At 25.3% G+C, this 25,861-nt stretch carries 28 protein-coding genes and 1 pseudogene; 4 read left to right on the forward strand and 25 right to left on the reverse strand.

What is annotated here, in order from left to right:
* Nucleotides 1–217, forward strand: a 217-nt coding sequence (locus TS70_RS07225) for a hypothetical protein (protein ID WP_232332344.1), incomplete at its 5' end; no start/stop codon positions are given.
* A 147-nt stretch (nucleotides 218–364) separates the two neighbouring features.
* Here TS70_RS07225 and TS70_RS02290 read toward each other — a convergent pair.
* Entirely contained in the window at nucleotides 365–922 is a 558-nt protein-coding gene (locus TS70_RS02290; RefSeq protein ID WP_198049288.1) for a hypothetical protein, read from the reverse strand.
* Nucleotides 923–939: 17 nt separating this feature from the next.
* A complete protein-coding gene (locus tag TS70_RS02295; RefSeq protein ID WP_198049289.1) occupies nucleotides 940–1,413 on the reverse strand; it encodes a hypothetical protein in 474 nt (157 codons plus the stop codon).
* A 291-nt stretch (nucleotides 1,414–1,704) separates the two neighbouring features.
* On the opposite strand from TS70_RS02295, the gene TS70_RS02300 reads away from it, so the two are divergent.
* A protein-coding gene (locus TS70_RS02300) for an IS5 family transposase (protein WP_105628856.1) occupies nucleotides 1,705–2,540 on the forward strand; the annotation gives its coding sequence in 2 pieces (ribosomal slippage) (nucleotides 1,705–2,101 and nucleotides 2,101–2,540; 837 coding nt in all).
* Nucleotides 2,541–2,701: 161 nt separating this feature from the next.
* Here the strand turns inward: TS70_RS02300 and TS70_RS02305 are convergent.
* The 10 genes and pseudogenes from TS70_RS02305 to TS70_RS02350 all read right to left on the reverse strand — a co-directional run bounded on the left by TS70_RS02305 (nucleotide 2,702) and on the right by TS70_RS02350 (nucleotide 11,318).
* A complete protein-coding gene (locus tag TS70_RS02305; RefSeq protein ID WP_040093738.1) occupies nucleotides 2,702–3,352 on the reverse strand; it encodes a phosphotransferase in 651 nt (216 codons plus the stop codon).
* 50 nt (nucleotides 3,353–3,402) lie between these two features.
* Entirely contained in the window at nucleotides 3,403–4,971 is a 1,569-nt protein-coding gene (locus TS70_RS08390; protein WP_198049290.1) for a PTS transporter subunit EIIC, read from the reverse strand.
* Between the two features lie 28 nt (nucleotides 4,972–4,999).
* Nucleotides 5,000–5,551 carry a hypothetical protein gene (locus tag TS70_RS02315; RefSeq protein ID WP_040093740.1) on the reverse strand — a complete coding sequence of 184 codons (552 nt, stop codon included), beginning with the start codon at nucleotides 5,549–5,551 and terminating at the stop codon, nucleotides 5,000–5,002.
* Between the two features lie 279 nt (nucleotides 5,552–5,830).
* Nucleotides 5,831–6,304 carry a hypothetical protein gene (locus TS70_RS02320; protein WP_198049291.1) on the reverse strand — a complete coding sequence of 158 codons (474 nt, stop codon included), beginning with the start codon at nucleotides 6,302–6,304 and terminating at the stop codon, nucleotides 5,831–5,833.
* Nucleotides 6,305–6,477: 173 nt separating this feature from the next.
* Nucleotides 6,478–6,915 carry a hypothetical protein gene (locus TS70_RS02325; RefSeq protein ID WP_198049292.1) on the reverse strand — a complete coding sequence of 146 codons (438 nt, stop codon included), beginning with the start codon at nucleotides 6,913–6,915 and terminating at the stop codon, nucleotides 6,478–6,480.
* Between the two features lie 177 nt (nucleotides 6,916–7,092).
* Entirely contained in the window at nucleotides 7,093–8,037 is a 945-nt protein-coding gene (locus tag TS70_RS02330; protein WP_198049293.1) for an MATE family efflux transporter, read from the reverse strand.
* A gap of 159 nt (nucleotides 8,038–8,196) precedes the next feature.
* The gene (locus tag TS70_RS02335; protein ID WP_198049294.1) at nucleotides 8,197–8,469 is read right to left on the reverse strand and encodes a hypothetical protein; all 273 of its coding nucleotides are present in this window, start codon (nucleotides 8,467–8,469) and stop codon (nucleotides 8,197–8,199) included.
* A 250-nt stretch (nucleotides 8,470–8,719) separates the two neighbouring features.
* A pseudogene (locus tag TS70_RS02340) lies at nucleotides 8,720–9,554 on the reverse strand (IS5 family transposase).
* 26 nt (nucleotides 9,555–9,580) lie between these two features.
* Nucleotides 9,581–9,805, reverse strand: coding sequence for a hypothetical protein (locus tag TS70_RS02345; protein ID WP_198049295.1), 225 nt, complete (start codon nucleotides 9,803–9,805; stop codon nucleotides 9,581–9,583).
* A gap of 172 nt (nucleotides 9,806–9,977) precedes the next feature.
* A complete protein-coding gene (locus tag TS70_RS02350; RefSeq protein ID WP_198049296.1) occupies nucleotides 9,978–11,318 on the reverse strand; it encodes an amino acid permease in 1,341 nt (446 codons plus the stop codon).
* A gap of 106 nt (nucleotides 11,319–11,424) precedes the next feature.
* On the opposite strand from TS70_RS02350, the gene TS70_RS02355 reads away from it, so the two are divergent.
* A protein-coding gene (locus TS70_RS02355) for an IS5 family transposase (RefSeq protein ID WP_105628856.1) occupies nucleotides 11,425–12,260 on the forward strand; the annotation gives its coding sequence in 2 pieces (ribosomal slippage) (nucleotides 11,425–11,821 and nucleotides 11,821–12,260; 837 coding nt in all).
* A 161-nt stretch (nucleotides 12,261–12,421) separates the two neighbouring features.
* On the opposite strand, the gene TS70_RS02360 is transcribed toward TS70_RS02355, so the two are convergent.
* The 8 genes from TS70_RS02360 to TS70_RS08395 form a co-directional block, all read right to left on the reverse strand.
* The gene (locus TS70_RS02360) at nucleotides 12,422–12,730 is read right to left on the reverse strand and encodes a hypothetical protein (RefSeq protein WP_198049297.1); all 309 of its coding nucleotides are present in this window, start codon (nucleotides 12,728–12,730) and stop codon (nucleotides 12,422–12,424) included.
* A 259-nt stretch (nucleotides 12,731–12,989) separates the two neighbouring features.
* The gene (locus TS70_RS07235) at nucleotides 12,990–13,424 is read right to left on the reverse strand and encodes a restriction endonuclease PLD domain-containing protein (RefSeq protein ID WP_232332345.1); all 435 of its coding nucleotides are present in this window, start codon (nucleotides 13,422–13,424) and stop codon (nucleotides 12,990–12,992) included.
* A 180-nt stretch (nucleotides 13,425–13,604) separates the two neighbouring features.
* Nucleotides 13,605–13,883 carry a restriction endonuclease PLD domain-containing protein gene (locus TS70_RS07240; RefSeq protein WP_232332346.1) on the reverse strand — a complete coding sequence of 93 codons (279 nt, stop codon included), beginning with the start codon at nucleotides 13,881–13,883 and terminating at the stop codon, nucleotides 13,605–13,607.
* Nucleotides 13,804–14,037, reverse strand: coding sequence for a hypothetical protein (locus TS70_RS07245; RefSeq protein WP_227991179.1), 234 nt, complete (start codon nucleotides 14,035–14,037; stop codon nucleotides 13,804–13,806). The genes TS70_RS07240 and TS70_RS07245 overlap by 80 nt, the downstream gene beginning before the upstream one ends.
* A 793-nt stretch (nucleotides 14,038–14,830) precedes the next feature.
* Nucleotides 14,831–15,322, reverse strand: a complete 492-nt coding sequence (locus TS70_RS02370; RefSeq protein ID WP_198049298.1) for an SPE_1075/MLC_0560 family membrane protein — start codon at nucleotides 15,320–15,322, stop codon at nucleotides 14,831–14,833.
* Complete coding sequence (locus TS70_RS02375; RefSeq protein WP_109244110.1) at nucleotides 15,304–15,609, reverse strand: hypothetical protein; 306 nt, start codon at nucleotides 15,607–15,609, stop codon at nucleotides 15,304–15,306. Before TS70_RS02375 ends, TS70_RS02370 begins: the two co-directional genes overlap by 19 nt.
* A 213-nt stretch (nucleotides 15,610–15,822) precedes the next feature.
* Complete coding sequence (locus TS70_RS02380) at nucleotides 15,823–17,235, reverse strand: hypothetical protein (RefSeq protein ID WP_198049299.1); 1,413 nt, start codon at nucleotides 17,233–17,235, stop codon at nucleotides 15,823–15,825.
* A gap of 8 nt (nucleotides 17,236–17,243) precedes the next feature.
* Nucleotides 17,244–20,906, reverse strand: coding sequence for an AAA domain-containing protein (locus TS70_RS08395; protein WP_198049300.1), 3,663 nt, complete (start codon nucleotides 20,904–20,906; stop codon nucleotides 17,244–17,246).
* A 448-nt stretch (nucleotides 20,907–21,354) separates the two neighbouring features.
* Here TS70_RS08395 and TS70_RS02390 point away from each other — a divergent pair.
* Nucleotides 21,355–22,190 (forward strand): IS5 family transposase gene (locus TS70_RS02390; protein WP_105628856.1). Its coding sequence is split into 2 segments (ribosomal slippage): nucleotides 21,355–21,751 and nucleotides 21,751–22,190, totalling 837 coding nucleotides; the frame shifts between segments, so codons are not numbered across the junction.
* 120 nt (nucleotides 22,191–22,310) lie between these two features.
* Here the strand turns inward: TS70_RS02390 and TS70_RS02395 are convergent.
* The 5 genes from TS70_RS02395 to TS70_RS02410 all read right to left on the reverse strand — a co-directional run bounded on the left by TS70_RS02395 (nucleotide 22,311) and on the right by TS70_RS02410 (nucleotide 25,717).
* Complete coding sequence (locus tag TS70_RS02395) at nucleotides 22,311–22,877, reverse strand: hypothetical protein (RefSeq protein WP_232332347.1); 567 nt, start codon at nucleotides 22,875–22,877, stop codon at nucleotides 22,311–22,313.
* An 18-nt stretch (nucleotides 22,878–22,895) separates the two neighbouring features.
* Entirely contained in the window at nucleotides 22,896–23,240 is a 345-nt protein-coding gene (locus TS70_RS07260; protein WP_232332348.1) for a hypothetical protein, read from the reverse strand.
* Between the two features lie 138 nt (nucleotides 23,241–23,378).
* The gene (locus TS70_RS07265) at nucleotides 23,379–23,558 is read right to left on the reverse strand and encodes a hypothetical protein (protein ID WP_232332349.1); all 180 of its coding nucleotides are present in this window, start codon (nucleotides 23,556–23,558) and stop codon (nucleotides 23,379–23,381) included.
* Nucleotides 23,559–23,676: 118 nt separating this feature from the next.
* A complete protein-coding gene (locus TS70_RS02405) occupies nucleotides 23,677–24,711 on the reverse strand; it encodes an alpha/beta hydrolase (RefSeq protein WP_198049301.1) in 1,035 nt (344 codons plus the stop codon).
* Between the two features lie 115 nt (nucleotides 24,712–24,826).
* Nucleotides 24,827–25,717: a hypothetical protein gene (locus TS70_RS02410; RefSeq protein WP_198049302.1), complete on the reverse strand. Its 891-nt coding sequence runs from the start codon at nucleotides 25,715–25,717 to the stop codon at nucleotides 24,827–24,829.
* Between the last annotated feature and the right edge of the window lie 144 nt (nucleotides 25,718–25,861).

Genomic DNA, 25,861 nt, shown 5'->3' on the forward strand with positions numbered 1-25,861 from the left:
AATATTTAACATATCAATATATAATTATCGTTTTTTCTCCTTTCTTTCTAAAGCTAAAATATCTAAAAAAACAAAAAAGCAAGAATTTTTACTTGCTTTTAAAATTATTTGAACGGACACTTCTAAAATATTTTTTACAAGAAAAAAAGAATATCATATTACTGATATTCTCATATTTTTAAAAATAGTTTTATGTTTTAAAAGAGGAAATTGCTAATTGTTAGAATTAATTAATTAATTAATTAATTATAAAACTATTTATAGTGTTTTAATAATTCTTATTAAAACGGTCACCAACTTTTTAAATAATTAGCTGCTGATTTTAAGTAATCAGTTGCTGATGAAATATAATGTTCAGCAGTTTTTACTGCTTCACTGGCAAATGTTTGATACTATCTCAATGTTCATAAGCATAGTAGCCGCCATAAACCGCAGCACCAATTATTAATGAAATTCCCATTGTTTCAAGTGCTGTTCCTAACGAACCAGCAAGAATACCACCTTCAACAGCAGTCGATGTTGAACCTGCTATAATTCCTTCAATTTCAGCAAGTTCTACTCCAGAAAGGTTTTCTAATGATAAAAAGGCATCGGGAATTAATTGGTCAATTCGTTGTGCAATGTTTTTAGCATATATTAATAAATTTTTTGTTGTCATTCCTAATGATGATAGTTCATTATAGAAATTACTTCATTGAAATGTTTTTAAAAGATTAAACAAAGTTCCTAATTGACCCATTGCCGCATTGTAAAGAGCATAAGTTTCATTTAATAAATTAGGATTAGTTAAGATATTTTTCATTCCTACAACATAATCTCAAAATCCAATGGTAACGTTAGCAGTATTAGCTGCACTTGCAGCACTCCCTGCTCCACTACTAATAATTCCGATTGACCCTAAAAGGCTTAATAATGTTCCCATAATTTTTTCCTTCTTTTCTAAATTATATCTTCAATATACAGTTTTAATCATGTCCAAGTTCCGAAAAAAACTCCGATTGCAGCAAAGGCTGCCGGAACTGCTCATGATGTTGCAGTTAATGTTCCCTCGGCTACTAAAACTGCTGTATTATAAATTAAACTATATGAAACGCTACTTACAAAAAAGGTAATATCTTTTACTCATAACAAGTCATCTCATAAGTTTTTATTGGAGATATCATTATCAATCAGAAATGTATTTATTGCATAATAAACAGTGAATAGCGCTGCTCCTAAAGCGGTTGCGGCAATCGCTCACGGAACGCTAAGTCCAAGCCATCAAGCTGCTGCTCAGAAACCAGCCGCCGCAATTTCAGCGATAGTAGCAGCTGTATAAATTCCGGTATTAACAATTTTAAGTTTGTTTACTGCATTTAATGTATTAGTAATTGTTTTTTCTTTGTCTAAATCTTTGTTATTTGTTTGTAACAAAGAATAAGAATTTAATTTTAATGTTTCATTTTTATTATCAACTTTAAAATGTTGATCAAAGTCTTTAACATTTGTTTTTAAATAATTGGTAATTTGATTTAAATTAAAATTTTTGTTTTTAAAATTGTTTACATATTCTAATGATTTTTGTTGTACTTTATTAACTACTTCTGAAGTAAGCGGATGACCATTGGCATCTTTAAGAGAATTGGTTTGATATAATAGACTTCTTGCGATACCCTTTTTTATTAAAATATTATTATAAAATATAATTTATGAGGACATAAAAATATGAACAATAATAAATTTAATACTCTTAATGATAGAGAATGGTTAAGATTAACAGGAATAAAAAAATCCACTTTTAATAAAATGTTAGATATTTTAAAAGTTGCTGAAATAGAAAAATTTAAAAAAGGTGGTAAAACTAATAAATTATCATTAGAAAATAGATTATTGATGACTTTATTATATTGACGAGAATATCAGACTTATTTTCATCTTGGTAAAAGTTTTGATATTAGTGAGGCTAATTGTTATCGTAATATTAAGTGAATTGAAGATATTTTAATTAAAAACTCTGATTTTCAACAACTTGCTGGTAAAAAAGCACTAATAAATGATTATTTTAATGATAAAACTATTATTATTGATGCTACCGAAACTCCAATCCAACGCCCAAAAAAAGACAAAAACAATCTTATTCTGGTAAAAAGAAAAAACACACGATCAAAACACAAGTAATTATCGAACAAGAAACCAAAAAAATTATTGCAACAAGTTTTTCGCTCGGAAAAAAACATGATTATGCTTTATTTAAAGAATCAAAAATCCCAATTTTAAAAAATACCAAATTAATAGTTGATAGTGGTTATCAAGGAATACAAAAAAATCACAATAATGTTCTAATACCTACAAAGAAAACAAAGAAAAACCCTTTAAACAAAGAACAAAAGCAATATAATAGACTAGTTTCAAAAATGAGAATTATTATTGAAAATATTTTTGCTATTCTTAAAAAATTTAAAATTATTACAGAAAAATATCGTAATCGAAGAAAAAGATTTGGTTTAAGATTTAATTTAATTGCCTCAATTTATAATTTACAATTATTATATTTAACATAAAATATTTATTTAAAATTAAATAATTTAAATAATAAATTAATTTTTCGTTGTGGAAAAATATTAAATTTTTAAATAAAAAACATAATTAATTAAAATTATATTTTTCTATTAGTATCTTTTTTACAAATATTTGCAATTTTTTAACAAGTAATGCAAGAAGTCTATTCTATACAATTTAGATATCATTTTAACAATCAATCATTATTTTTAATTTGATAAGAATGTTTCTTCATTTTGTTTTTTATAACTTTATAAATTCATCATTGAAGTTTTTTAAGATCGTTTTGATTATACTGCAAAGTATTCTTAAAAACATTGGCCTCCCTTTTAAGTTGACTAAAATTTTTATTATTTGCCCCAAAATTTATTCATAATCAAAAAATATATGCTGGATCTTGATATTTTGAACCAAGTTTAGCATTGTCTCAATCAATTATTTTCTTAACTTCTAAATTTTGGGTAAAAATAATATTAACTGGGCTTAAATCCCCGTGAACAACATATTTTCTCTTATATTTTAATTTCTGCAAAGTTTGAATTACTAACAAAATATTTTTTAATTCTAAAATCCCTGTAAAACCAATTTGTTTAAAAGAATAACCGGCAATTAAATCATATGAAATATAATTTTGAAAAATATTTATATTAGGTAAATAATAACTATTATTTGCTAATAATCAATTAATAATGTTTTTTCTTTTCGGACTTAATTTAACAAATTTAAAAACTGTATTATGATTAATAATAATTATTTGGTTAGATAACCTATTATATTTAAAACTTTTCGAAAAATTTGTTAAATTTTGTGACACCCTAAAAATTCCTTCACATTTTTTAAATTAAACATTAAAGCCTGTTATTTTTAATGATTCCAAATCTCATGATACTTTTTGTGCGTAATTCGTGTTAGAATCGTTTCTCGGCGCCCAATAAAAGGATAATCAAAATGAATAATTGCTTTGGCAAAAATCGGTGTAATGATTACAAACCAGATAACACTAAAGATTGGAATTCAGAAGAACTGTGTTCCTTTTGCCGCTGGTAAAATCCCCTTGTAAATAAAATCAATTAAACCATCAGTAAAGGATACTCAAATGTGAACACCTAACATAGACATAAATAAGCCATTTAACCCAGCAATTGGCGCATACACAAACACATATAGTAATGGTGATGCTAAGAAAATAAATAAGTTAATGATAATATTATTTCCTGTTAAGATTGTTATTAATACGATAATTGACATTAATAACGCGGTTGGAACGCGGTTTTCTTTCTTACTAGTTAAAACAATAGCAACACTAACCCCTAATGAAGCACCAAATACAATCGCATAATTTGGTGGTAATTTTAATTGAAATAGATCACCAATGTTTTGACTATATAAGAATCAATTATATAACCCCGTTTCAATTCCATTAATTTGTGGTAAACGGTTAAATGGTAAGATTGACATTCAGTCAATTAAAGATAATTTACTATCAAGTAATTGTGGTTGTTGTAAATATGTTCATACTGCTTGAATGCTTTCATTATTTCAACTTTGCGTGAAAATATTATATTGTCAACCATAACAATATGAGATATGCCTAAATAACTCTAGAAATTCTTGTTGAGTTAATACTTGTGAATTACTTTGCACAAATAAGTTTGCTGAAATATCTTTAAATCCAAATGGAACTAATAAGATATTTAAAAATTCATAAACAAAAGCAGCCCCTAAAAAATTACGCGCACTTTGACTTCACATTCAGAAATAAAGTTTATTTAAAAACATTGCCATCCCAATCCATAATAATAAGAAGATAACAGCTAACAGCATACTAGCAAAAACAACAATGATGTTAACCAAAGGAAAGCCATTCAGTAATCCTAATGATTTAGGCATTCTTAATTCAATACACTTATAATAAATGTATGATGACATAAGTCCAACAACAACCCCACCAAAAATTGACGTATTTAAGGTAACAATTCCTAATGTTGAGCCTAAAAATAAAGATAAATTATCCCCTTTATAGAAAAATAAAATGCTATCAACATACAAGATTCCATCTGGTGTAACCTGATATTGAATTAAAGCAAATTGGGTTACCGAAAAGACTAAAAAGCCAGTAACACCAATTGCTACGGCTTTAAGATTATTAGTAATACTAATAACAGTAACAAGACAAAAAATAATTGATAAATTATTAAAAACATCTCTTCCAATTTTAATGAAGACGTCCCCTATTGTAATTAAGACTTGATTTTTACTGTGTTCATTTAAAGTGGCACCAATCGCATAGATCAAAACAATCAACAACAATGGGATAATTATTAAAGTAATAATTTTAATAAATCGTTCGTATATATCTCTAATTTTAATTTTATTATTACTATAGCCCTTCCCATTTTTTTTGATTTGATATAACTTATCAATCCTTGACATTTCTAATTAATGCCCTTTAATTCAAAGTCTACTTCTGACTCATAAACTGGATTCGACCAGTTACTGCGTCATAAAATGGATACGGGTCAGCATATTGCTGCGTGATATTTAGAGTATACATCACACCGAACTGGATCGCATTGTTTAATAACATTCCAACAACCGATAAAACAACATAATCACCAATGAATTGTGACTTAACTTCACCCATTGTGAACATTGCCCCTGATGAACCAGTGTTAAAATCACTCGTATGATAAACCATACTATCAAAGTTGTTTTGTTTATTATCCCCTTTTAACCCTGCTGTAATGCTTGAGTCAATAATTTTAAAATAAGGATATTGTTGAATAAATAATTCTCATGTCGTAGCATAATTTAAGTAGTTAAAAACCAATGGTCTGTCACTATTAGTGACAAATTTCATCCCACGTTTTGCAACTGGAAATGATGCATTTCCAGACATCACACTAATATCTCAATTTAAAGATTTCGTTGTGGCTTGTTCTTGATTAAGCGTTTGTGGTAACGTTGATCCTAACATTGAAGCTGTTATAATGGTAAAAAATGTTTTGTTCATATTTGAATAACTCCTTCTTTATATTCAATTAATATTGTTGATAATTGCTAAATGTTTAATATAAGTTGATACAAAAAATAGCTGCTAACTATTCTATGTAATTAATCATATCATATTTTACTTTGGAAAAAAAGAAAAAACTGCTTAAATAAGCAGTTTTTAATTAGCTCTTTAAACAACAAAATCCCTTCATAAAACCTAATCTTACTGTTTATATTCATAAATCTGGTTAATAACCCTTTTTATCATCATTTTTGAAGACTAATTTTTGTAAAAAATTTAATTTTTAGAAGGATTAAGATAATGCGAATAGTTAGCAATTGTCAAATTAACCGGAATGTAATCTGTCATCCCAATAATTAATTTATTTTCTTTACTAAAAATTTTAATAAAAACAACAAAACTATTAACATTTAAATTATGATTCTTAAAAGCTTCACCTGTTTTATTTTTAAAAATTTGATAAGAATAATCATTACTTGTAATATTGATATTAGTTTTATGAAACATTTTCAAAATTACTTCATCAATTGTTTCTCTAAGTTCTCCAATTGTAATAGTTGTATTTTTAGCTGTAATAGAAATTATTTTTTCATCAAGTTCTGTTCATGTACTAATGTTTATTTTTTGTTGATTATTAAAAGAACTTGGTTGTAAACGAGTCATTGGTATTTTTGATTTTCGTATCGAAAGAACCATATATGCAAATCATATAGTTGTTAAGACAGTATAAATTGTATCTCCGATTTCCATTGCGCTACTCCTTTTTGCAAAGTTTACTTGCTTATTAATATTATACTTGAAAAGAAAGCAAAATTATTACCCCTTCCTCTTTAACAACTTACTTCCATAAAGATTTAATTAGTGCAAATTATTTGATACTTTCATATGTTCCACTAGATGTTTATTAAAAACACATTGACTTTTTAAACTTTAATTTTTAATGAACTAACAACAAAATTATCCGGATGATCAATTAATTGCCAATCATATTTTTTTCAACTATAACATAGAAAAGGAATCAAACATAATGAAGCAATAAAATCAATCCCACCCATTGCGATAAAATAATAAATTGAATTATTAGTTCAAATACTAATCTCATATCCTAAACATATAATTGGAATTGCAATAAAGATAGCACGAAAACTAGTTGTTATACTTGCCAAAGTTGTTTTATTAATCCCTTGATAAAGGGTAAAACAAATAAAAGTTGTCGCACAAAATGGATACGAATAAACACACAAAACTAATCATCATTTATATTTGCTAACATATTGACTTGGAAAAGCAAACATTAACAGCATTTGCCGATTAAAGATTATTACTAATAATAACATTAAACAAAATCAAATAATTAACAAATAACTAGTAATTTTTAAAACTTGTCAAATACGATGATACTTTTGGGCTCCATAATTATAAACAATAACCGTTCGTGCTCCTTGCGTTAAACCAATTCCTGCTGATAAAATTAATGTTATTCAAGGATTTAAAGCACTTAATAATTCTTGTAAAACAGAAACCCCATTATACTGCTCTTAATTTGGTAATAATACAACAAGCACAGTTGATAAATAAGAACTAACAACTAAAACAAAATTTGAAATAAAGTTCGATAAAACTGCTTTAAAAAAAGCAATAACGTTGTATCATTTAAGTTTTAACACATCTTGTACTTTAAATTGGGAATAACTACTTTTTGAACAAAAAACAATGACAAAACCCATAATAATTTGTCACAATCAAGCAACAACTGTTCCTAACATTGCCCCTTCCATTTTTAAATGACAAACACGCATAAAGAAAGTTCCGGCTCCCATATTAATAAAAACAGAAACTGTAATTAATAACAACACATAGTTAGTTCGTCCTTCATTACGAAGTAATGACACAAAATAATAACTTAAAAACATTAATGGTGTTGTTAATAACATTGGATATGAGTATTCTCACGCTAAATAATTAGTAATGTTATTATGCATTCCGCCCATTTGACTTGTAATAAAAACAGCATGTCACGATGGAAAAATTAAACAAAACATAAATAGCGAACTAATAAGTGAAAATAAAATTGTACACGAAAAACCATTTCCTGCAATTTCTCGCATTTGGAAAAGATCACGACGACCATAAGCTAATGAAAAATTAATGGCACACCCCATTCCCGTAATTAGTGAAAATGATCATAATAAACTATAAATTTGGGTTGTATATTGTGTTGCAACATTAATAAAAGCTTGCATATCTTTTAAGGGAATGTTGGTAACGTTTTGCTTTGTAATTAAATTATATTGGTGAATATACCAAGGATCTTGTCGTAAATCAATCGCCGCAAATTGAAGCGCCAATTCTTTATCAATAATATTATAAAGACCTTGAATAAGCATAATTAAAACCGTTGGAATTGAAAAATAAGCAATTGCTAACCATGGCTTAGCATAACGTAATTTTTGTTCACGAATTGTTAAATTTACTGTCTGCATTTTTCTTCCTCCTTTCTTTCTAACTTATTAATAACTTTTAATTTGAAATAAAAAATAATAATAAAAACAATAAAACTTTATTATTATCTTTTATTTAAGATTTAAATTTGAAATAGGTTTTTGGATTAAGATTATAAATATTTTAGTTGTTAGAAAATTTTAACTATGATAACTAAAAGGGTCAATTACCAATAAGGTATCTGGTTCTTCACGCGTTCCTAATTTAGAATCCAAATCATAATAATTATGATTTGCCATTTTAATTCAATCAATAATATCTTTTATTTCTGCTAATTCTTCATAAAAATCAATTATAAATCAATCATAAAATTTATAAGTTACTAAATCATTTTGTGCTTTAGCATTATTTGCTAATTTAGTAGTTAAATTACTAAAATGTTGACGATGTTTTTGATAATGCTCCATTAACATTAATAATGAATCACATTTTTTATTGTCATTATTCACTTTAATATTATCAACGCAATAAGTACCATCACAATCAGCAATAAAATTAATAGACTTCTTGCATTACTTGTTAAAAAATTGCAAATATTTGTAAAAAAGATACTAATAGAAAAATATAATTTTAATTAATTATGTTTTTTATTTAAAAATTTAATATTTTTCCACAACGAAAAATTAATTTATTATTTAAATTATTTAATTTTAAATAAATATTTTATGTTAAATATAATAATTGTAAATTATAAATTGAGGCAATTAAATTAAATCTTAAACCAAATCTTTTTCTTCGATTACGATATTTTTCTGTAATAATTTTAAATTTTTTAAGAATAGCAAAAATATTTTCAATAATAATTCTCATTTTTGAAACTAGTCTATTATATTGCTTTTGTTCTTTGTTTAAAGGGTTTTTCTTTGTTTTCTTTGTAGGTATTAGAACATTATTGTGATTTTTTTGTATTCCTTGATAACCACTATCAACTATTAATTTGGTATTTTTTAAAATTGGGATTTTTGATTCTTTAAATAAAGCATAATCATGTTTTTTCCGAGCGAAAAACTTGTTGCAATAATTTTTTTGGTTTCTTGTTCGATAATTACTTGTGTTTTGATCGTGTGTTTTTTCTTTTTACCAGAATAAGATTGTTTTTGTCTTTTTTTGGGCGTTGGATTGGAGTTTCGGTAGCATCAATAATAATAGTTTTATCATTAAAATAATCATTTATTAGTGCTTTTTTACCAGCAAGTTGTTGAAAATCAGAGTTTTTAATTAAAATATCTTCAATTCACTTAATATTACGATAACAATTAGCCTCACTAATATCAAAACTTTTACCAAGATGAAAATAAGTCTGATATTCTCGTCAATATAATAAAGTCATCAATAATCTATTTTCTAATGATAATTTATTAGTTTTACCACCTTTTTTAAATTTTTCTATTTCAGCAACTTTTAAAATATCTAACATTTTATTAAAAGTGGATTTTTTTATTCCTGTTAATCTTAACCATTCTCTATCATTAAGAGTATTAAATTTATTATTGTTCATATTTTTATGTCCTCATAAATTATATTTTATAATAATATTTTAATAAAAAAGGGTATCGCAAGAAGTCTAATAATTCAACGTTGATGTAAAATCTCATCTTGTGCTTGAACTTTAAAATAGTGCGCAAAACCAGGATATCCCAAACGATTAGCTTCAGCACTTAAATTAAAACATTGTAATTGTATAGTAATATGTTCAGTTAAGTATTCTTGTAAATCATTATTACTATTTTGGTTTAATAATTGGGCCATTTTTCACCTCCTTTTTATTTATAAATATTATAATTAAATCTAAATTAAAAATCAAGATTATTTATACTAATTATAAATAATTATTTTAACACTGCCGCTTCTCGTCATCTAGTTCTTGTTCATCGCCTGGTAAAAAATCATCCTCTAACTGTGTTAAAATTTATAACACCGTTTAATAATCTTCTGCCTTATTACTATGATTATAATATTTTAAATAACGCAATAAAATTTGATAAATATGTTCATAAACAAGTTTTGATTGACTAATTACTTGAAAATTTTGTTCAATTTTAGCTTGTTGTTCTGGAAATCATAACACTCGTTTACAATATTTAATTCGATAATAAGTAAAATACCAAATAGTAACAAAACTAACTGCTGTTCCAATAAAGATAAACTCAATAAGCCCTGAAATCAAAGCACTTTGGAAATTTTCTGCTGATGCAGTTACGATATTATTAATTAAAGTATAATAATGTCAAATTAAAACAAAAATTAAAATTAACATTGTAATTGGTACGACAATTCATTCTCATATTTTTAACTTCATTTGTTTTGTTATTCCTAATTTAATAGCAACCGCAAACATCATCGCATAAATAAAAATTGTAATTGCCGAAGAAGCTGCTGTTAACGAAGATCCAGTAAAAGGTTCCTGATAAGTTAATGATTGTTCAATCGTACACATAAAACCATATTCTTTTGTTAAGGTAATTCCTTTGATTAAATCTGGAATAATTAACCAAATAAATAAACTAAGAATTGTTAAACTCATATGCAAGAATGATGCTTTTGTTGAAATATTATCACGACTTAATTTTTGAAACCGATTAGAAAGAAATCCTTCGTGCGCTAATGGCTGTAACGATGTTCCGCCATATAAACTATCTTGCATAATTAGGTTAATCTTTAACGTAATTACAAACATAATCATCATAATCGTGCCCCCATAAACAACAAATTTATTATGAAAACTATTTCAAGTTTCCATATTCATATTTTGTACAAAGTGATTAAAAGCAGCAAAGAAAATTATGGCAATAATTAAATGGGATAAAACATTAATAATTAAAACGATAATAACCCCTAACCCAATATTCTTCCGTGCTGAAGCAATATTACGACCAACAGTTGTAAAAACTTCAAACCCAGTAAAAAAATAAAAACAAGAATTAAAGGCCTTAACAAAACCATCTAAATTTAAATGACTATTAGTACTTCAATATTTAAAATTATTATGACCATTGCGAAAAGCTAAATAAAGACCTGCTAAAATTAAGACACTCGCTGCAATTAATTTTAAACTAGCCGTTAAATCGTTCAAACGTTTATATAATTTCATTCCGCCAAAAATAACAAAGGAAAAAAATAAGTAAATAACAATTCCAATCAGATCCATTCATAAATCACCAAAAGCACCAAAATTAAAAGCATATCACGGAATAACAACATGGTTTTGTTGATCATAACTAGCTACCCATGGCGCACTAAATGTTCCCCGTAATAACATCATAATTTGAAATGTAATTAAAAATGGNAATNTTATATATTAGACTTCTTGCGATACCCTTTTTTATTAAAATATTATTATAAAATATAATTTATGAGGACATAAAAATATGAACAATAATAAATTTAATACTCTTAATGATAGAGAATGGTTAAGATTAACAGGAATAAAAAAATCCACTTTTAATAAAATGTTAGATATTTTAAAAGTTGCTGAAATAGAAAAATTTAAAAAAGGTGGTAAAACTAATAAATTATCATTAGAAAATAGATTATTGATGACTTTATTATATTGACGAGAATATCAGACTTATTTTCATCTTGGTAAAAGTTTTGATATTAGTGAGGCTAATTGTTATCGTAATATTAAGTGAATTGAAGATATTTTAATTAAAAACTCTGATTTTCAACAACTTGCTGGTAAAAAAGCACTAATAAATGATTATTTTAATGATAAAACTATTATTATTGATGCTACCGAAACTCCAATCCAACGCCCAAAAAAAGACAAAAACAATCTTATTCTGGTAAAAAGAAAAAACACACGATCAAAACACAAGTAATTATCGAACAAGAAACCAAAAAAATTATTGCAACAAGTTTTTCGCTCGGAAAAAAACATGATTATGCTTTATTTAAAGAATCAAAAATCCCAATTTTAAAAAATACCAAATTAATAGTTGATAGTGGTTATCAAGGAATACAAAAAAATCACAATAATGTTCTAATACCTACAAAGAAAACAAAGAAAAACCCTTTAAACAAAGAACAAAAGCAATATAATAGACTAGTTTCAAAAATGAGAATTATTATTGAAAATATTTTTGCTATTCTTAAAAAATTTAAAATTATTACAGAAAAATATCGTAATCGAAGAAAAAGATTTGGTTTAAGATTTAATTTAATTGCCTCAATTTATAATTTACAATTATTATATTTAACATAAAATATTTATTTAAAATTAAATAATTTAAATAATAAATTAATTTTTCGTTGTGGAAAAATATTAAATTTTTAAATAAAAAACATAATTAATTAAAATTATATTTTTCTATTAGTATCTTTTTTACAAATATTTGCAATTTTTTAACAAGTAATGCAAGAAGTCTATTGCATAAAAGCAACAAAAATTCCTCAAAACCGGCCAAAACTAGTTCGAACAAAAATATAAATACCACTATTATTATAACTATGGTGAATTCATGCTAACCGCGCACAAATATGGGCACACACGCCAACAATAAGTCCTTCTAAAACAATGATTCATAAAACATGAATTTCAATTGCATTAGGAGCATCTAAATTTGATAATGTCGCAAAAGTTCCAACAAAGGTAATGCTAACTACATAGTTACAACCAAGTCAAATAAAATATGATAAACAAAATTTATTGTGACTATCATTTTTCTGACGCATTCTCCACCTCCTTTATTATTTATAAATATTATAAATAATTAATAATAAAAAGCAACTATCTTAAACAAATAGTTGCAATAAAATTTTGTATAATTAACTCTTATTAATTTTTAAATTAAATTTAACATCTTAATTAAAAATAATCTGAAGAAATTAGGATTCGTTCAGATCAAAATTTGCAATATACTTTTTGCAAATATTTATAAAAAATAACCAAAATGCTTCTTAATTCTCATTATCGACAAAAATCTTGAATTCGTTAACTTGGTTCTGTTTTAAAAGCTCCAACAACTTTACAAATTAAGTTCTCTTTTCAATTTTCAAGTTCTAATGGCATTTCCAACAAAATTTCTCGAAATGATTGCGTGTTTTTAACACCATTTTTTGTAAAATTAGCACTACCCAATCAAAATGCTAACAGTTCATTTTTGGCATTATATCAAGCGTACAATTTAGTATGTGTTTTTGCTGTCGTACTTTTAATAAGGCCCTCATCGTCTTTAATACTTCCCCGCGGATGTTCACGAATAATGTTTAAACGATTACTATACTTTTGATCAGTAATCACTTGCTTTTTCAAAACTGGATCAAAACCAGCCGCACTATTCCCAACAAAAACATCTAAATTAATATTATCGTCTGCTGTTTGATCTAAGTAGTCTTTAATAACTTCAATTCCCCCATCGCCAGACAAAATTAATAATCCCTTCGCTCCTTTTAACTTTGGATTTTGTTTTTGAATATTAACAATATCATTAAATTGTGATTTTTCTTTAATAACATTTGGCCCAGATTGATAAGTTTCTTTCTTATTAATATCAAAACCAGCACAATTTGCTTGATAGATTTGACTAAGTCTTGTTGTATTTACTTGTTATGTTGCGTTAATCCCACCACAAAAAATATCACGACCAACCCCTTTATAATTAGTAACATCATATAAAACTTCCTTATAAGAAGGTGCCTCTAATAATGCATTATTAGAAAAATTACCACTTCCCGTTAAAGCACGAATCATTCCATTTTTATTATTAAATCAAAAATATGATTTCATATGTGACAATTCTGTCGACTTATCAATAACATTTGCATATTTTGCAACATCATTTTTTAGAAATTGCTGAATTATATTTTGCAATTTTTTCATTTTCATCAGGAGCACGACCACTACTTTTATAACTACGAATAATATCAACCGAAAACTTTCCTTTAACATTTTTTATTAAATATTTTTCCACAATTGAAGTTCCAACAAAACCATTAATAAAAACAGCATGCGCTGTATCGGGCGGAGTTGCTGTGATCATCTCTCATAATTTTGTTTTTTTGTTGCAAAATGATCATTACCAATGTTGCTAGTTTTTAACCCAAAAAATAGTCCTAAACTTAATCCCAATACTGCTAATAAACCACCACTAATCGATCCAATCATTTTGCCATGTTTCTTTATATTTTTTTGCATCTTGTTCTACTACTTTCTCTTTTAACCTTTACTTTAACTATTAAGAATGTTTGCCTACAGTTTAATCTATTTAAATTATATCTTGTTAATATATTTTTTTACAACTATTCATACTGGAAAAAAATAGTAATTTAAAACAAAAATTTTATATAACAAATTAAAACAGCGGACTAAAACGGGCATCATGTTAATCATATTTTTAAAGTGTGTATAACAATTTACCACTTATATTTTTATTTAACGAAAAAATATTTTTCATTAAATAAAAAATACATTTTCTTTTCTTATAAAATATCTTTTAAAATTAATTCCAAAATAAATTATATTTTGCAAATAATTTGATACTTTTCTTAGCCCCTAATTTTATAGGTTATAATAATATATGTGTAAAAATTTACACACTCTACACAAAAAAACTTTTGAAAATAAGTTATCAAAGGCAACTGATACAACTTATTGATAAATCAGTCAAGGCTTAACAATAGAAATTACAAATAGGACCGTAACAACTATTCTTAATACAATGTAATCTTTTCTTAACAAAGATTATTCCTTGGCAAAGATTTTGAGTAATGAAAGCATCTTCATCTAATTCATGAAGGTGCTTTTATTTTAATTTTAAAGAATCTGTTTCATAATTAAGTACTAACACTATTATTTCGTGCCAGAATATTTGCTTTCCACAAATTAATTTTTAAAAATTTTGCTAAAACTTTTTTAACAACATTAACATATGGTCCCGAAATAAATATAAAGGCCCTTGTCCCAAAACTAAAGTTAGTAAATAAAAAACTTCACTTATCATCATTTAATGGTAAAAAGACTCAGAAAATAAACCCGGGAATAACCATCATCACATCTAATAAAATCTGAGCAACAGGATATTTTAATTTTGTTAGTTTAATAAATGCTTCACAAACATGGTTATAAGGACCATATCAAGTTTTACTATAAATTCAAATTGCTAACCCAACACAATATAATGAAAAACCACCTAAAAATAATCACGCCGCAATACCACCAGAACTCTCTGCTCATTGTTGAATCCCATCCGCTGAAATAATATATTGTCAATTAAAGTGAATTAACAGTGGTAATAACCATGCTAAAATTAAATCGCCAAGAATCATAATGCAAATTTAACTCAAATTTGACGATCTTTTGTTTTCCGATATGCTTTTACATTTACAATTAACATAAAAATAATTGTAAATAAAATTAAAACTAAATAATACATTCATAACACTAAGGCATAATGAGCAGTTAGAACCGTATCATTTAAGTGACCCGACGCATAATTACCATACATTAAGACTAACAAAGCAAAAATAGTAAAATCAATTTGACTAGCACCAGTACTAGTTGGCGCATAAATCGCAATCCCTAATGATGTCAAATAAATGCCAACAAAAAACAAAAAACCTTATAACAAGAAAATATGTCATAATTGTTGTCACTGTCATTTAATTTTACTAAATCATTTTTTCATAGTATCCTCAATAGCTTTCTTTTTTTGTACTTTAATTTTACTAAGCGGATAAAGAAATGCAAGGTTATTTAAAATAAAAATTTAAAAAATGATATTCCCTTATTTTTTTAAATAATAAATGGGTCAGTATCAACAGAAACCTTAACCAATTGTCTCTTCAAAAATAGTTTGAATATTATTTAATAAGTTTCCTTTAATATAAGTTAATTCATTATCTAATAAATGACAACTTGTTTTGACATCATATCATAAGACATGATCATTGATGGTAGTTTTTCGAAAGTTAATTTTGTTAATCTTCTCTTTTAATAATTCTAATAGTTTATCACTTTCAAGATGATCAATAATTAAATTGATTGCTTGTTGATTTGAAGTAAATTTATATCCTTCAAAAAAATTAATAAAGTTCATCGCATATTCTTCTTTTCATTTTGGGTTGGTTGAAAAAATGTAATCTTTAAATTCAAATAAATGCATTTTTTGATTAAATGTTCAATAAAAAGTTTTAATTTGTTCGATCACATCGGGAGTAATCTCTAATTTTTTTTCATTGACATTAAAAGTCAACGTTAAAAATTGCATAAATAAATTAACAATAATATTTTCCGCTGCTTTTTTAATATCTTTATGATATTTATTAAGATTCTTTTGAATTAACGGAACATCATAAAATAAATTATAATCAATTAAAAAAGCATATCTGATCCGATTCCGTAAATAATTATCATAAAAAGCTTCATAAACTTTCTTATTAGTAATTGCTGTTTCATAATAATTAATAATTAATCTATCATTAATTGGTAAGGCTAATAAATAATCAATAAAAAACTTATTTAAACCTTGGTATTGAAATTGGGTAATTTGATGATACGATAAAAAATACTTTCGATATTGACTAATACTCATTTTTCGTCAAATTGTTTCCGAACTAGTCGGATTTGAAAAATCAAAAGCTAGTTTTTCAGCTTTAGATGGGTCAATATAATCTTCATCATCCTTCATCATTGTATTTTTTCTGCTATCATCAAAATTATTAGAAGTTAAATCAGGAATATCAACTAAAGCAATTTTAGGTTTTTCTTTTTCATTTTTAATTGGATATAATAATTGCATAAAATTTTGATAGCGGTCCGAAAAAGATAAACTACTAAAATCAATCGTTTTTCGTACTAATGTTGTTTTTGGTTTTGCAACAACTTTTGGTTTTTCTTTTTGTTTAACAACTGGTGCTAATTTTTTAGTTACCGCTGTTGGTCGCAGAACCTTTTCTTGTTCGTCCTCTTCATCATCTTGTTGGCGACGGTTAAATGATTCTAATGTTTCATTACCAACATAACCATAGCCACGAAGAAAAACAACACGGTTATTTTTTAACAAGGTAATAAATTGATTTGCTTGATCTGATGTTACTCTTGGAAAATATGTATGAATCAAATTTAATAACTCAGCTTTAATAATTCGATTACCATTTTTTGGTAAATATGTTTTAAATAAATATATGTCTAAATCTGTTAGATTTTTCATTTTTTTAATTTTAGCTAAATCAAATTTCATAAGGCCTCCTATTTACCAATAATCTTTTGAACAATGTCGTTAATAAGATCTGCTTGCTGATTCTTTACCATTCAATTACTATATAAAATTGATTCAATTTTTCAACCACGATCAACTAAATACTTTTGCCGATAAAAATCATATTCTTTTTGTTCAACTCCGATTGGATATATTAAATCATCACAAATAATCCCTAAAACATAATGATCATTTTTTTGATCATAAACAGTAACATCAATTTGATAAGTTCCTTGAACAGTATGTGTGGCAATTTGATAACGATCATATTTGCTTAATACGGTTGTTAAAGCAGCAGCAACTTCGGATGTAAATTGACGGTTAACTTTAGAACCTTGTTGCTCTTGATGATAACTTTTAGCTGTTGCTAATTTTTCTAATACTTTATGTTCTTGGTCTTTACCACGATTTAATTGTTCAACATATTCTAAATAATATTTAAAATAGCGCGGACCAGGATGTTTTGAATCTTCAGAAATTAATGATGACGGAAATGATTTAACAATATAAATTTTTTCTTTTGCCCTGGTAACAGCAACATTCAAACGGTTTTCACCCCCAGCTTGGGATAACGGCCCAAAGAATTGTGCAAATTTATTATTTTCATCGCGGGCAAAACCAATTGAAAAAATAATAATATCACGTTCATCACCTTGAATATTTTCAATATTTTTAACAAATAATCCCTCATTCCGACCATCATAAACACGGTGCAACTCTTGTTCTAGTTCTGGTGTTTTTTCAAATTCTTCTGTCAAATATTGTCAAATTAAGTTTTTTTGAACTTCGTTAAAAGTAACAACCCCAATTGTTTCTTGTTGTTTGCGCGTTACAATGATTTCTTTTATTAAAGCAACAACCCGTTTTGCTTCAGGAATATTACCACGGTTTTTTCAAGTTCCATCCGGAACTTCAATTAGTTTTAAGGGAAAATTTTTTTTTGTCTTATTTGAAATCATAATTAAATTGTTATCATAAAAAGCCGCATTAGAAAAATTAATTAATTCACTATATTTTGAACGGTAGTGAAAACGTAACATACTAGAATTATATTGTTTACTAGCAAAGTCAAGTAAACTTTTATCTGTTAAATTTGTTTCAATTTCTAATAATTCGGCACTATTTTCCAACCCTTCATAATCAAAACGCGATGAAAAAAAGTTTGTTGGTCCTAATTGTTTTTTATCTCCCGCTACTAAAATCCGATTAGCGCGGTAAAAAATTGGAATTGCTCGTTCAACAAAAATTTGTGACGCTTCATCAAAAATCAATTGGTCAAACTCCTGATGATTTAATGGTAATAATTGCGAAGCAATATCTGGCGTTACCATAATCATTGGAAATAACGTTTTAATTAATTCATAATTATTTTTAAAAAAATAAGTAACTGATCTTTTTGTTTTCTTTTTAGATTCTTCAATAATTTTTGGTAATGTTTCAATGAAGTTTTCTTTAATAGAATCACGAATTTGTTGATGATATAAATAAGTTAAATATTCTGTGGTATTAAGCATTGATTTATTACTTAAATTAGTTAGTTCCTGACGTCAATTCAATGTACCAACCTTTAATAATGCTCCATGTTTAAGTTGAAATTGATGGACAAAATAATGTTGATAAAGCAACGGGATGTCTTCTTCATCCGCAATAATTGGTCCTAAGTAAGCATATAATTCATAGTTTTTATCTTCACGTTGTAAGCGATCATTTTGATCAATTAATTCCAAGCGATTAACAAAATAATCAATATTTTTAAATTCTGTTGTCAAAGCCGCAATTAATTCTTCTTTTTCAACTTTAAATAAGTTAAATTTATTTTCATCAACACCATTAATTGTGTAACTAACCAGATTATTATTTAATAAATTAAAAATTAACGCTAAAAATTTTTGTGGTTTTAATCCTGTCGCTTTTTTTAACATTTTTTTAAATTCTTTCGTACTAAAACGATGATAAAGTGCCGCAAAATTTGGAAAATCATTAAATAACGCTAAAAATTTCTGAACAACGATTGTATTCTGATACATACGATGACAATGATGCAAATAATCATTATATTCTAATTCAAAGAAATAAAACTGACTTAATAATTCAAAATCTAATGTCATTGGATGGGCTTTAACATTATCTAAAAATTGGAGGTAGTCCTGATACTCATTTTGACGCACAAAAGCTTTGTATCTTTTAATATCATTAAACATCGTATCCATTTTGCTTAAGAATGTTGCACTTTCTACTGGTGGATACAACTGGTTAATATTATTGATACTATCTAAAATTTTTTGATAAAAACTTTCCTTTTCTTCTAAATTCGTAATCATTAAAGCATAATTTTGAATTTTTTTCATATTATTATAAACTACCTTAATTGCATCTTGTTTTTCCGCACAAAAAAGAACTCGTTCACCACGACATAAATTATTAACAATTAAATTACTAATTGTTTGTGATTTTCCGGTTCCCGGTGGACCTTGAATAATTGTATTTTTTTCTAAAGCTTTTTTAATTGCTACTTTTTGAGAAATATCATAATTATTAATAGCCATAACAGCACTTTCTGTTAACTTTTCTTGATATCGCAACTGATTTTCTTTTCAATCTTCTTCGACATTATATTCATTTTCAAAAATTTTATTAACCGAATCATCAGTAACTTTTTCTAGATCACAATAATCACGATATAATGTGGTTGAGGAAATATTATACATCCCAAAATAACCATCAAGGACTAATCCTAAATTATTAATCTGATAATTATTATTTAAATAACTTTCTAAATTCTCATCATGTTTGAGAAACAATTGTTCTTGTTGTTTATAATAATTTAAATTATGTAAATAATTAATGCTGTCTTCGTTTTTAACTTTAAAATCCAATGTTTTTAAATCAGTAATTGCCTTCATAAAAATATCATCTGTTAAGGTTAATGAATCAAAACTAAATTCCACAACATTATAATTACTATCTTTGATTTGACTCAAACGAATCGCTGAGTTTAATAAGATTTCATCATGTTTTGTTGCAAGAACAATTTTAGTTTTATTTCGACTAATTTCAGTAATTGGTCATAATAATAATGGGGCACGAAAAACTTTTTGTGATTGTGTTAATCCTTCAATGTATGGTCACCCAATATATAAAGGATTAATATTTTTTTCAAATAAATATAGTTTAGCATCTTGTAAAATTCGGGCAAATTTATTAAAAATTTTCGTTGTTTCTTCGGTAATAACTTTCTCTAATTTTAATAAACTTTCTTCAGTAATCTTTTTCCCCTCTTTTTTTACAAACAACGTAAAAATAAATTCAAGAATTTTTGAATAATGCAAAATTGGATACTTAGTAAAACCATGTTGTTTTAAATGCAAAGCAAATTCTTCATCGTTCCTACTTTTATTAATAATTCCACCAACATAGCCACAAATTTCTTTAATTGTTTCTGTTGATAATTTTGTAATAATTAGATTTTCTTTTTTGCTAATATTTTTTCACACTTTTTCCGGATTTTGATTTGACAAAAATAACAAATCTAACAAATTAATAATATTTTTACTTTTTGTATTAATTTTTGTTAAAAAGATGTCTCCTATTGACTTGTCATTTAATAGTCGTTTTTTATACTCACTTAAAATTGTTAAAATATTTTTTTTCATAGTTTTTCTCTTCCTATTAATCTTAATTATACTAGCACATTTGCTAAGAGTTGTAAAATATTAAAAATAAAAGTAGTATTTTTGATTTTAAAAATACTACTTTTTTCTAAATTAAAAAGTTATCGAGGTATAACGAGGTATAAGTTATTATAAAAATGATATTGTTATGAAGTTAACGGTTAAATAATCTGTGCACTTCACCACATAGTGAAGTTAATAATAATACTGGAAAAATAACACCATAAAGAAATGAAAGAGCTAAGAAATAAGAAATAATACTTACATATAATTGTGCTTTTTTATTTTTTGAATTAATAGCAATTAATCCTAATCAAAAGGAAATTAAACTTGCAATAAAAAGGATTACAATTGTTAAAAATAGACTTCTTGCGATACCCTTTTTTATTAAAATATTATTATAAAATATAATTTATGAGGACATAAAAATATGAACAATAATAAATTTAATACTCTTAATGATAGAGAATGGTTAAGATTAACAGGAATAAAAAAATCCACTTTTAATAAAATGTTAGATATTTTAAAAGTTGCTGAAATAGAAAAATTTAAAAAAGGTGGTAAAACTAATAAATTATCATTAGAAAATAGATTATTGATGACTTTATTATATTGACGAGAATATCAGACTTATTTTCATCTTGGTAAAAGTTTTGATATTAGTGAGGCTAATTGTTATCGTAATATTAAGTGAATTGAAGATATTTTAATTAAAAACTCTGATTTTCAACAACTTGCTGGTAAAAAAGCACTAATAAATGATTATTTTAATGATAAAACTATTATTATTGATGCTACCGAAACTCCAATCCAACGCCCAAAAAAAGACAAAAACAATCTTATTCTGGTAAAAAGAAAAAACACACGATCAAAACACAAGTAATTATCGAACAAGAAACCAAAAAAATTATTGCAACAAGTTTTTCGCTCGGAAAAAAACATGATTATGCTTTATTTAAAGAATCAAAAATCCCAATTTTAAAAAATACCAAATTAATAGTTGATAGTGGTTATCAAGGAATACAAAAAAATCACAATAATGTTCTAATACCTACAAAGAAAACAAAGAAAAACCCTTTAAACAAAGAACAAAAGCAATATAATAGACTAGTTTCAAAAATGAGAATTATTATTGAAAATATTTTTGCTATTCTTAAAAAATTTAAAATTATTACAGAAAAATATCGTAATCGAAGAAAAAGATTTGGTTTAAGATTTAATTTAATTGCCTCAATTTATAATTTACAATTATTATATTTAACATAAAATATTTATTTAAAATTAAATAATTTAAATAATAAATTAATTTTTCGTTGTGGAAAAATATTAAATTTTTAAATAAAAAACATAATTAATTAAAATTATATTTTTCTATTAGTATCTTTTTTACAAATATTTGCAATTTTTTAACAAGTAATGCAAGAAGTCTAATGTTTCAAATGACATTTTTAGCACTGTTAACTCTGCTTTTCTTGTTATAAAGAAATTAAGTTCCTGCGGTAATAAAATAACATAAAGTAGTCAAACCACCATTACTAAATTAAAAATTCAAATACCTTGTTTTCCAACTTTATTATATTTATCATTATAATTTTGTAAATCAAAAGTATGACTTTCTTGACAACTAGGATCAAAATATAATAACAAACTAGGAAAAAACATTATAATCGAAGGAAGCACACTAATCAAAATCAAGATTGGTCGAATAAATTTTGCTTTTTTAGTTTTAATACAAAAAATAACAATGTTACAAATAAAACCAAAAAAAGTAAAACTAACCAAAATCATGCAATATGCTCACACTAATGAATAATTAAAATAATAACTTGTTATTTCACCACTATTTACTGCTACGACTTGATAAAATAAAAAGAATGGAAAAATTGTTAAAATACTAAGCTGATAAAGTCCTATTATTCATATGCCTCATAAAAATAATTTATAATTTTTCATTATGACATTGCTTTGCAATTAACGATGTGAAAACCAAACTGGAGTCACTAAATAAAAATGAACTATCATCCCATCATCAGTATTTCAATTATTTCCAATTAAACTTAATATTTCACTAGCAATCGCGATAATTGTACCATATGGTGTTTGTGACAGTCCATCAGCAAAAATACTACTAGCATTGCCACCATTTGTTAATAAATTATAGACTTGATCACATCTTCATTTTGCAATGTGTAGTTTTCAATATCCAAACCAGTATCACTTTGTTTCTTGCATAAAACCATTGTGTCAACCATATGCAATATTATTAAAAAAAGATGGTTCATCAGCATTAAACTTAAGGATACCTAACTGACTCATTAGTTCTAAATAAGCAAGATACTCATCACTTGTTAAAAACTGATAGACCGTTGGACTTCATAACGTTTGATTTAATTGTTGACGATTAATTTTAATTTTATTTTCTATTTTTTTAATTGCAGCTAATAAATTATTGTGCTATTCAACACTAATTAAATTATCATCCTGCCCTATCTGTTGATCAGAAGTTATTTTACTTGTTGGTAGGCTCATCCGTTGTTCTGTTTCTAGTTTTTGTTTTAATAAACTATCATTTGTTATATTAATTGTTAAGGTTGTTAATGAAATGATACTAAAAATAATTAATAACTTTTTCATTATTAAACGTCCCTTTTAGTGAGCAATTAATAAACAATTATCATAATTTTTTCTTAATTTCATTGTAGCATAAAAAATAATTCTTATTGAATTAACCAATAAGAATCATCATAATTTATTAAACTATCAAATTTTTTTCTGAAAAATTTAAATCTCATTTCTTAGCAAACGCTAATGTTTTTTCTTTATATGCATTTTGATCAACAACAAGAGCCCCTGTATGTTCTGCTTTATTAACTAAAAAGATTTCACTCTTCTGACTTTCTTGTTGTTGTAAATAATACATCACCACTGAATTATGATATTTTACAAAACTATCTTTTGTCCCATGAATAAATAAAATTGGTAAATCTTTTAGGCGTTGATTTTCTTTTAATAAATTCATATGTTTTAAATTTGTTTTTGAATGCTTACGAAAGTTACGGTTAATTCCTAACGATATTAATCATCATGGTAACTTAACATATTTTCGTAAAAAAGCACGAATTTGTTGTACTGGTTGTGAAAATGGACAATCAACAATTAATCAATCAATTTTATTTTCATAATAAAACTGATGGACAAATCATAATGCTGTTGATGCTCCCATACTAATCCCAAAGACACCAATCACACTTGGATTTTTATTTTGTTTTAATCATGTAATTAAAAAATTTAAAATAATTGAATTAGTAACACCTAAATCAGATTTATTACCATAAGTATTTCCGTGCGCGTAAGCATCAAATGTTAAGATGTTATATCCCGCTTGATAAAAATGATAAATATTTCGTAACCCAATATATTTATTTCGTTTAAAACCATGTAACCCGACAACTCATTTCGTTGAAGTTGGATGTTCTAACGTTAATGTACTAATTTTATTATTATTAAATTCAATAAATGATTCTTGTAAATCATTTTCATTAATAACAAAATCTTTTAGTTTTTTCGCTTTAACATCAGCTTCTAACTGTTGTAAGGTATTTAATTCAACATTATTTTGATCAATACCACTCCGTTTATATTCAAAAAGATATGGCACAAATACTTTTGAACAAATAAAGGATAGTAATAAAACAATTGGAAATAAGATAATTACTAATAAAACTTTAAAAAAAGTGTAATTATATTGTCTTAGTTTTCGTAAACTTTTTTTGTAATTTGCCTCCATAGTTTCACCACCAATTTGTTATTTAATATATAATTATTAATTATACAACAAAAAGAGAGAAAATCTTAACTAAATTAAATAGATTAATTAAATGAATTTACATTATTTAATTAATCTATTTAACATATTCTTGTTCTTTTCTTCTAAGATACTCTTCAATATCAAGTTCTTTTTTATATTCTAACTTTTTATTATAAAGTTTATATCACTCTTGTACATATTCATCGACATGAATCAAATAAGAAATATAGTTTTTACACGTTTTTCTATCATTTGCCTTATTTTTTAATTTAAAAGAAAAACCTTCTTTATTTTGATAAATTTTAGTATTTAAATGATACATATCTCAAATTTTTTTTGATATAAAAAACAACATTTTATGAAATTGAGATACTTCTAATAAGTCATCGAAGTTTTTTTCTTCTTCTAAAATATCTAAGATGATTGCTTGTAGTGGTATATTTAAAATCTTTGCAACTTTATTAATAATGTTCCTAATTATATATACAAATTTAAAGAAATTTGTATTCTTATACGTATTATTTATTTTATTAAATAACTTTTCATCATATGTCTCTTCTAAATTATCATAATTTTTAAAAACATAATCACAATCTTTAATTGAAAATATCGGAACAATATCAACTTTAATTTGATTTTTTCCCGTAATTTGTATTGACCTATTGTTATCTTTTACTTCCTTGCCTTTTCCAACACTTTCTTCTAAAAAATTAAAAATATCTGTTTTTATTTTTTTAAATTTTTCAAGATTTAATTCATTTTCAAAATATTTTATTGAAATATCTAAATCATTGTCTTTTAATTTTCTTTCAAAATAAACAGTTTTTGTTTTTACTGAACCTTTTAAGGCTATTTGACTTTTAAAAATAAAATTATTTTTAGTTAAAATAAATTTAACATCCTCAAATTTTTCTAACATTTTTTTATACTTAAAATTAAAATTATTCTTTTTTTTAAGTTCTTTATATAACCATAGATATGTCATAAATTTATTCTCCATCTATTTTTGACATTTATCCTTTATATGAAGAAATGTTCCTTAAATTAATGTAGAATTTCCATAGTCTTTAATTTAATATTATCATTTATTTTTTAAATAATGTTTTTATCCTAATTATTTTTAAAAGGC

The organism is Spiroplasma sp. hyd1 (genome assembly GCF_016082235.1).
GTDB lineage: Bacteria > Bacillota_I > Bacilli_A > Mycoplasmatales > Mycoplasmataceae > Spiroplasma > Spiroplasma poulsonii.